Below are 1522 nucleotides of genomic sequence, written 5' to 3' on the forward strand. Positions count from 1 at the left end.
CTCTATGGGTGTCGAAAGCCTGCTCGTCTTCATCATCATCGGTGCCATCGCCGGCTGGCTCGCCGGTCTTATCGTTTCCGGTTTCGGCTTCGGCCTTATCGGCAACATCATCGTCGGCATCGTCGGCGCGTTCATCGCCGGCTGGCTGTTTCCGAGGATCGGATTTTCCATCGGCGGCGGCACTCTCGCCGCGATCATCCATGCCACCATCGGCGCCATCATCCTGCTGGTGCTGGTCAAGGTCCTGAAACGAGCCTGAGGCTCGACAACGCAAAGAGCGCGCCATGAAACAGAATACGCTCTATCTCGTCATTGGCGCGCTCGTCGTCGTGGTCATTGCCCTCGGCATCTACGTCTATCGCGAGCAGACCAAACCCAAGGGCGTCGAACTCAAGATCGACGACAAGGGCATTTCGATCCAGCAGAACTGAGCCGTCGAACGGCACATGCAGGAGCACGACATGGTGGCTTCTGACGCTCCGGAAGACGTCGATCAGCCCAGAATTACCGTTGCGGAATGGGAGAGGCTGAACAGGCCGCCAAGACGCGAGGCGCTGCTGCGCTATCATTGGCGGGTGTTTCGCTTCCTGAGGACATCCGCGCCGGTCAGCGAATTGCAGGGGCGAGAGCAGGCTTTCCGCGATACGATCATAGCCACCGTAGCCTTCAACCGGCCCGAAATGATCGAATGGCAAATCCACCTGGTACGCAGATACCTGGCCGAGCACGAAAGCTACATCGTTTTCGACAACAGCAACAAGGACGATGCAAGGGAAGCGATCCGCGATCTCTGCCGTCGCCAGCATGTCCCCTATGTGGCATTGCCGAAGAACAGGCTGGTCGTCAGCAGATCGCACGGTCAAGCGCTCAACTGGATCGTGCGGAATTTCTTGCCTGGGTTCGGGCCGAAGCTTTTCGGCTTCATCGATCATGACATCTTTCCAACTGAACCATTTTCGATCCGCGACCGAATGGAGGGCAAGAGCCTATACGGCAGCGTGCGGCGCGATACGCCGACACCAGGCGGCTGGTTCCTGTGGCCCGGCTTCTGTTTTTTCCATGGAAGCCTGTTGCGGCGGCGGCTGGATTTCGCCCCGAGCTACAAGTTTCATATGGATTCCGGCGGCGGCAACTGGCCGGTGCTCTACAGGTCGATCGATCCGGCGCTGGTTCGGTTCGCCGAAAACAAATCGCTTCGCTTCGGCGCGGGACATGATCAATCCGAGGATTTTTTCATGGTGGTCGATGGCTGGCTGCACGTGACTAACGCCTCGAACTGGAGGCGACAGCAGGTTGACAGGAGCGAACACATTCTCGCGCTGTTGCGGCAAGCCGGCGGTCCCGACCAGCCGGATGTGAAGTTCGAGCCGATCTGAAATCAGGTCTGAGGCGGGTGGTGTTGACAGAAAACGCTGAGGGGCCTGTTGCATTGCGGCCTGAAATCCAGGGGCTGCGTGGCATAGCCGTTGCCCTGGTGGTGGGTTTCCACATCTGGCCCGCGGTTCTTCCTGGCGGGGATGTC

Annotated in this window: 3 protein-coding genes; all 3 read left to right on the plus strand. The window is 59.2% G+C overall.

Annotation, left to right across the window (positions count from 1 at the left end):
• The first annotated feature begins 4 nt into the window (after positions 1–4).
• From EN893_RS33480 to EN893_RS33490, 3 genes are read left to right on the plus strand one after another with little or no spacing between them, the layout of a single operon-like run.
• Positions 5–259: a GlsB/YeaQ/YmgE family stress response membrane protein gene (locus EN893_RS33480; RefSeq protein WP_013529551.1), complete on the plus strand. Its 255-nt coding sequence runs from the start codon at positions 5–7 to the stop codon at positions 257–259.
• 25 nt (positions 260–284) lie between these two features.
• A complete protein-coding gene (locus tag EN893_RS33485) occupies positions 285–431 on the plus strand; it encodes a hypothetical protein (RefSeq protein WP_013529552.1) in 147 nt (48 codons plus the stop codon).
• 30 nt (positions 432–461) lie between these two features.
• Positions 462–1376, plus strand: a complete 915-nt coding sequence (locus tag EN893_RS33490) for a hypothetical protein (protein ID WP_127272553.1) — start codon at positions 462–464, stop codon at positions 1374–1376.
• Positions 1377–1522: the final 146 nt, after the last annotated feature.

Origin of the sequence: Mesorhizobium sp. M7A.F.Ca.CA.004.04.2.1 (genome assembly GCF_004022825.1) — a bacterium.
Lineage (GTDB): Bacteria > Pseudomonadota > Alphaproteobacteria > Rhizobiales > Rhizobiaceae > Mesorhizobium.

Coding starts and splice junctions, on each gene's coding strand:
- EN893_RS33480 (WP_013529551.1), top strand. CDS start 5: ATGGGTGTCGAAAGCCTGCTCGTCTTCATCATCATCGGTGCCATCGCC.
- EN893_RS33485 (WP_013529552.1), top strand. CDS start 285: ATGAAACAGAATACGCTCTATCTCGTCATTGGCGCGCTCGTCGTCGTG.
- EN893_RS33490 (WP_127272553.1), top strand. CDS start 462: ATGGTGGCTTCTGACGCTCCGGAAGACGTCGATCAGCCCAGAATTACC.